At 66.0% G+C, this 6,038-nt stretch carries 5 protein-coding genes; 2 read left to right on the top strand and 3 right to left on the bottom strand.

Annotated elements, in window-relative coordinates; genetic code table 11:
• Nucleotides 1–110 precede the first annotated feature (110 nt).
• Nucleotides 111–2,441: a heavy metal translocating P-type ATPase gene (locus DRV96_RS17350; protein WP_119293496.1), complete on the bottom strand. Its 2,331-nt coding sequence runs from the start codon at nt 2,439–2,441 to the stop codon at nt 111–113.
• A 530-nt stretch (nt 2,442–2,971) separates the two neighbouring features.
• Here DRV96_RS17350 and DRV96_RS17355 point away from each other — a divergent pair.
• Complete coding sequence (locus DRV96_RS17355; RefSeq protein ID WP_119293498.1) at nt 2,972–3,229, top strand: nucleotidyltransferase family protein; 258 nt, start codon at nt 2,972–2,974, stop codon at nt 3,227–3,229.
• Between the two features lie 19 nt (nt 3,230–3,248).
• Here DRV96_RS17355 and DRV96_RS17360 read toward each other — a convergent pair whose 3' ends face one another.
• Nucleotides 3,249–4,523: an IS256 family transposase gene (locus DRV96_RS17360; RefSeq protein ID WP_162911128.1), complete on the bottom strand. Its 1,275-nt coding sequence runs from the start codon at nt 4,521–4,523 to the stop codon at nt 3,249–3,251.
• A 383-nt stretch (nt 4,524–4,906) separates the two neighbouring features.
• Nucleotides 4,907–5,443 (bottom strand): YecA family protein, encoded by a 537-nt coding sequence (locus DRV96_RS18670; protein WP_235823465.1) that lies wholly within the window; start codon nt 5,441–5,443, stop codon nt 4,907–4,909.
• A 108-nt stretch (nt 5,444–5,551) separates the two neighbouring features.
• On the opposite strand from DRV96_RS18670, the gene DRV96_RS17370 reads away from it, so the two are divergent.
• Nucleotides 5,552–5,815 (top strand): transposase, encoded by a 264-nt coding sequence (locus DRV96_RS17370; RefSeq protein WP_119293502.1) that lies wholly within the window; start codon nt 5,552–5,554, stop codon nt 5,813–5,815.
• The last annotated feature ends 223 nt before the right edge of the window (nt 5,816–6,038 follow it).

Raw genomic sequence — 6,038 nt, forward strand, 5'->3', positions numbered from 1 at the left:
GGCCTATTGGATTCGTTGCTGGGAGTTCGCGCCATCGGCATTCACCCCGCAAAGCCAGTGTTCATGCGGGTTGCGGGGGTTTTGCAGGGCCGACCCAGTAAATCTGTCCGTTATCGGTTGCGCAGGCGCAGAGCATTGCCGATGACGGACACCGAGCTCAGGCTCATGGCCAGCGCGGCGATCATCGGCGACAACAGCCAGCCCGTGATCGGATACAGCAGTCCGGCGGCCAGCGGAATGCCCAGCGCGTTGTAGACGAAGGCGAAGCCCAGGTTCTGCTTCATGTTGGCCACGGTGGCCACCGAGAGTTCGCGCGCGGTGGCGATGCCACGCAAGTCGCCCTTCACCAAGGTGAGCTGCGCGCTGTTCATGGCGACATCGGTGCCGGTGCCCATTGCGATGCCCACATCGGCGCGCGCCAGTGCCGGGGCGTCGTTGATGCCGTCCCCCGCCATGGCCACCACGCGGCCCTCGGCCTGCAACCGTTCCACGAGCCAGAGCTTGTCGGCGGGCTGCACTTCGCCGTGCACCTCGTCGATGCCCAGGCGCTGGCCCACAGCGTGCGCCGTGGTCAGGCCGTCGCCCGTGGCCATCACGACGCGGATACCCGCTTTGCGCAGCGAGGCCAGGGCCTCGGCGGTGGTCGGCTTGATCGGGTCCGACACCGCCAGCAGGCCAGCCAGTTGTTGGTCCACTGCCAGGTACATGACACTGGCGCCCTGGCCGCGCAGCGACTCGGCCTCTGTCGTCACCAACGAGGTGTCCACCCCCAGCTGGTCCATGAGGGCAGTATTGCCCAATGCAAGCGCCCGCCCGCCCACAACGCCCCGCACGCCGATGCCCGACGCCGAGTCGAACTGCATAGGCTTCTCCAACACCAGCCCTTTCTGCCTGGCCCCCGCGACGATGGCGGCCGCCAGTGGATGCTCGCTGCCCTGGTCCAGGCTGGCCGCCAGCCGCAGCACCTCCGCGTCGGTGTGGCCCGCCACGCCAAGGGCGCGCTCGAATGTGGGGCGTCCTTCCGTGAGGGTGCCGGTTTTGTCCACGATCAGGGTGTCGACCTTGCGCAGGTTCTCGATGGCGGCGGCGTCGCGGAACAGCACGCCATGGCCGGCGCCGCGGCCGATAGCCACCATGATCGACATGGGCGTGGCCAGGCCCAGCGCACAGGGACAGGCGATGATGAGCACCGCGACCGCATTGATCAGCGCATAGACCCAACTGGGCTCCGGTCCCAGCCAGCCCCAGCCCAGGAAGGTGAGCACCGCGATGCCCACCACGGCCAGCACGAAGGTGCCCGCCACCTGGTCGGCCATGCGCTGCATCGGCGCCCTGGAACGCTGGGCCAGGGCCACCATCTGCACGATCTGGGACAGCACGGTGGCCGATCCCACGCGTTCCGAACGCATCACGAGCGCCCCGCTGGTGTTGAGCGTGGCGCCGATCAGCGGGGAGCCCACCTGTTTGCTGACCGGCAGCGGCTCGCCGGTGAGCATGGATTCGTCCACCGCGCTCTGGCCCTCCACCACCACGCCGTCCACCGGCACCTTCTCGCCTGGGCGCACCCGCAGCAGGTCGCCGACGTGCACATGCGCCAGCGGAACGTCCTGTTCCTTCCCGTCGGAGCCGATCCGCCGCGCCGTCTTGGGCGCCAGCCCGAGCAGGGAACGGATGGCGGCCGAGGTCTGGGAGCGAGCCTTGAGCTCAAGCACCTGACCCAGCAGCGTGAGCGAGATGATCACCGCCGCGGCCTCGAAGTACACCGCCACCCGCCCCATGGACTGGAACGAGGCGGGAAAGGCCTGCGGCGCGACCGTGGCCGCGACGCTGTAGACGAACGCGGCCCCCGTGCCCAGGCCGATCAGGGTCCACATGTTGGGACTGCGGTTCACCACCGACTGCGCGCCGCGCACAAAGAAGGGCCAGCCCGCCCAAAGCACGATTGGCACCGTTAGCACGAGTTCGATCCAGCTCTGCACCGCCATGTCGAACCAGCCCAGGCTGTGTCCGAACATGGCCAGCACGGTGACGACGACAGTGAGCGGCAAGGTCCACCAGAAGCGGCGCTGGAAGTCCCTGAGTTCGGGGTTCTCCTGTTCCTCCAGCTCGGGCAGCAAGGGCTCCAGCGTCATACCGCACTTGGGGCAGTTACCGGGGTGGTCCTGTCTGATCTCCGGGTGCATGGGGCAGGTGTACACCGTGCCCGCCGCCGCGGGGGCCTGTTCCTGCGCAGGCGCCGGGGCGAGGTATTGCAGTGGGTTCGCCGCGAACTTGCCCTGGCACTTCGCGCTGCAGAAGTAGTAGGGCCGACCTTCGTGCGTCAACGTGTGCTCAGACTGCGCCGTGACGGTCATGCCGCACACGGGGTCCTTCAGATCCGTTGGCGTGGCCGGATGGGACGGTGTACCGCTGCCGTGATGGGGGTGTGCATTCATGTCCATGAGCCTATTCCCTGTTGTTTTCGGTGCGCTCCGGCGACTGCCGATGCCCACCATGGCCTCCATGGCCGTGCCCGTCGGCATTATCCAGCTGATGCAATTGCCTTGCCTCTTTTCTCAAGCGTGACAACAACTTAGCGTCAATCGCACGCTGCCACCGCGGTCTTCAGCCGGCGGCTCGACGGACTGCGCCGGGCCGCTTTTGCAAACCCTCCGGCGCAGGCGGATGCGGTGCGGCGAAGTACAGTGCTTTGTAGTGGTTCACTGCAATTCAAGCCGTCCTAAGTTGTTGATTTACAAGGATTTGCACCATCGGCGGATCAGATCGCGCGCCGATGGTGGAATCACACGGGTGACCTGCGGCCGCTGACCTGGACAATGGACGCGGTCACGGAGGGGGCGCATGACGAAGTCTGGTTTCCCAGGGGGGCTCGAAGAGCCGCGTCAACCACGCCAGTGATGCGATCCGCGCTGGTCGCTCCACTGAGGAAGACCTCAAGGTCATCGAGACCTGGCGAGCCGCCCATGCGGCGGTGATCAACACTTTCCAAGCCCTGCTGCGCAATCGCGCCAAGGAGTGGGGCGTCAAGGTGATCCAGCGTCACAAGCGCAAGGCGACGATCTTCGACAAGCTGCTGCGCGAACCCAAGCTGGAGCTCGCGCGCATGGATGACGTGGCGGGCTGTCGTCTCATCTTTCCCGAAGTCGGGATGCTGTACGCCTTCCGCGCTCAGCTCCACGAAGCGCGCTTCGAGGCGTTGTCCCGATCGCTGTTGAACCGTGACCGGTGACGGCTCCTTGGTGGTCATGCTACGCGGCCTTCAGGACGGCGCCGTTGTCGCTTTCCGGGCGGCGGGCATCCAGGGCCTTCAAGAGTGAGCGCATCTGGCCGCAGCCACGGAGTTTTCGCATGCGAGTGGCCGCGTCGCTGAGCGCACTGGCCACCCAGCGCAGCACCATCTGGCCGTCGCCCCAGCGCTTGACGTTGCGGCAGTAGTGCGCCACCGAGCCGTTCAGGTTCTCGATCGGGTTGGTCGTGCGCAGCGTGCGGTACAGCGCGCCGGTGATGCCCAGCGCCTGGGCCGTCAGCGTCTCGTCCAGGCCTTCGCGCAGGCTGGCGGCGGCGCCCGGATGCTTGGCCTGCAGGGACGACGCCAGGCGGCTGAGTTGCTTGCGCGCCAGATCGGCGTCCGAGGCCGACCAGGCGTCCTTCAAGGCTCGCTTGACGCTGGCGTGCGCGTCCTCGGGCAGGTGCTCGAGCACGTTGCGGCGCTTGTGTTCCTGGCAGCGCTGGATCAGCGCGCACGCACCGAAGGTCTGGACAATGGCCTTGCGCAGCGCCTTGCCGCCGTCGATCACCCACAGCCGCATGCGCTGGGCGTCGAGTCCGCGCTCGACCAGATCCGACAGCAACGAAGAGACCACGCGGGCGGCCTCGGTGGAGCCCTCGCGCAGCCCCAGGACGTGCTTGTTTCCCTGGGCGTCGATGCCCAGCGCCAGCAGGATCACGCGGTCGCGGAAGTGGATGCCGTCGATCATCACCACCGGCAGGTCAAGCTCGCCGATGGGCCGTGCGAGCCACTGCGCCAGTTGCTCCTGGCTGAGCTGCACGAAGCGGCGCGAGACAGCGCTCTTGGAAGCTGCGCGAGGCTGGTGCGCCGCTGGCACCGGCTCCTGGGTGCTGGCATAGCGCCGGGTCGACACGCCCGCGGCGATGGCCGCCATCGTGGCGGCGTCCAGCGGGTCGTCCCCGGCGGCCCACTCGAAGCTGCGCAGCGCCAGTTCGCCCTCGGTCGTCGAGCGTGCTCTTGGGCGTCGTACGGCTATGCGCTGGCCGCCCAGCACGACCTGGCTGGCGGTGGTGCCGCCGCGCACGGCGCGCCGGCCAGCGTCGGGCACGCCCTTGGGGCCGCACAGCGCGATGCGGTCGGCTTCCATCATCGCGGCCAGCACCTTCTGGCCGGCGTCGATGCACAGGCCCAGGAAGGCGTGGCGGACATCGCGCAGCACGCCCTGCACGGGCAGCGAGATCTGAACCTGCGCAGCGGGCACGGCCCGCAACGACGACTTCGTGTGAGACTTCATCTCGGTGGCTCCTTCGGTTGCTTGCGAGGCAACCCGCATGCTCGCGCATGCGGGTCGAAGGAGCCGCCACCTCAGTTCACGCGTTCAACAGACTCCGGGACATCGCCCCCTCGAGTCCGAACGGCCTGGGGCTGATGTCGTGTACGTGCCAGGAAGCACGTCAGAGCAAATCAGGTCGGCCTACAAGAACTACTACGACGACGCGGCCGAGTTCTTGGAAAGGTTGGCGCACGGAATCGCAATCCTTACATCTGACGAGTGATGCATGGACGACGCGAGTCCTCCAGCGATCAGATCATCTTCCCTTGTCGTTGGTACATGAAGGCGATTCATCATCACCCATCCTTGCGTATGCGGGGAAGAGCTCGACCTTAGATGTGCGCTCAGATCCCAGCCGCTCCGTGGCATCGCTTGTATTTCAAGCCGGATCCGCAAGGGCACGGCTCATTGCGACCAACCTTTTCGCGACGCCTGGGCACGGTCTGGACTTGCCTCTCCGACCGATGCTCCAGTTGACGATGACGCAACGTGGCCACCAGCGCGCGTTGGTTCTCAATCTCTGTGCGCTGAATTGCGTGTAGACCAGGCAGATAGCGATCAAGCCTCGTCAGCTCAGCTTCCGCTGCTTGGTGCTCTCCGCAGTAAGCCAATACAACAGCGTATTGGCTGCGCACCGAGATAAGCTTGTCGAACATCCTGTGCTCGATGACCACCGGAAGTAGGTGCCCTTCGATGACTTGCCGAGCGCCGACATAGTCGGAACGAGCAACGAATTCGTCGACAAGGTCTTGGCTAATCTTGACGACCGAATCGATGGCATTGGCCAATCCGTAGAACTTGGCAGCGTGCACCCTTGCCAAGCCAGAGTCACGACCTTGCGCGTTGCTCGTGCGGGCGACGACATCCAGCGCATCGGCCAAGTGCTTGAGATCACCTGATCAGCAAGATTGTTCAGCCGCCACAGGGTGAGTCGCACGCCATGAGACTGAGCCCTGAGACGATGGGCCAACCTGAACTGGAGGTTGGCGATGGCGCAGAACAAAGTGCAGTACCAGCGGGGTCTGTCGATGCCCGAGTTCTTTGATCGGTACGGGTCGGCGGCGCAGTGTGAAGCACTCGTGCGCGCCTGGCGCTGGCCCGAGGGCTTCACGTGTCCGCGCTGCAAGGGCGGCTGGCACAGCGAGTTCCGCCGCCAGGACCGGCTGTACTTCCAGTGCAGCGCCTGCCGCTACCAGTGCAGCCTGGTCAGCGGCACCGTCTTCGAGTCCAGCAAGCTGCCGCTGCCCATGTGAACCGCACCGGGTTTCGAGGAGGCCTGTTGGCTTGAGTCAGACCCGGCTGGTCTGACGGTCAAGTTGGCTGCTTGGGCTTTTGGATTCTCTGTCTTCCAGCCCCCCGCAGGGGCCGCCGGAGGCCTCCCGGTTGGGCCATGTACTCATGGTTCAACCCTCCTGCAGGGCTACCTCTTTGGCAGCCGTCGTTGTCGATGAGGCCTGCGCCTGCTGGCGCCAGTAG

Source organism: Azohydromonas sediminis, from assembly GCF_003574675.1.
Classification (GTDB): Bacteria; Pseudomonadota; Gammaproteobacteria; order Burkholderiales; family Burkholderiaceae_C; genus Calidifontimicrobium; species Calidifontimicrobium sediminis.

Excerpts from the sequence above, each read along its gene's own strand:
- DRV96_RS17350 (WP_119293496.1), bottom strand. The coding sequence starts at position 2,441 with ATGGACATGAATGCACACCCCCATCACGGCAGCGGTACACCGTCCCAT.
- DRV96_RS17360 (WP_162911128.1), bottom strand. The coding sequence starts at position 4,523 with ATGAAGTCTCACACGAAGTCGTCGTTGCGGGCCGTGCCCGCTGCGCAG.
- DRV96_RS17370 (WP_119293502.1), top strand. The coding sequence starts at position 5,552 with ATGGCGCAGAACAAAGTGCAGTACCAGCGGGGTCTGTCGATGCCCGAG.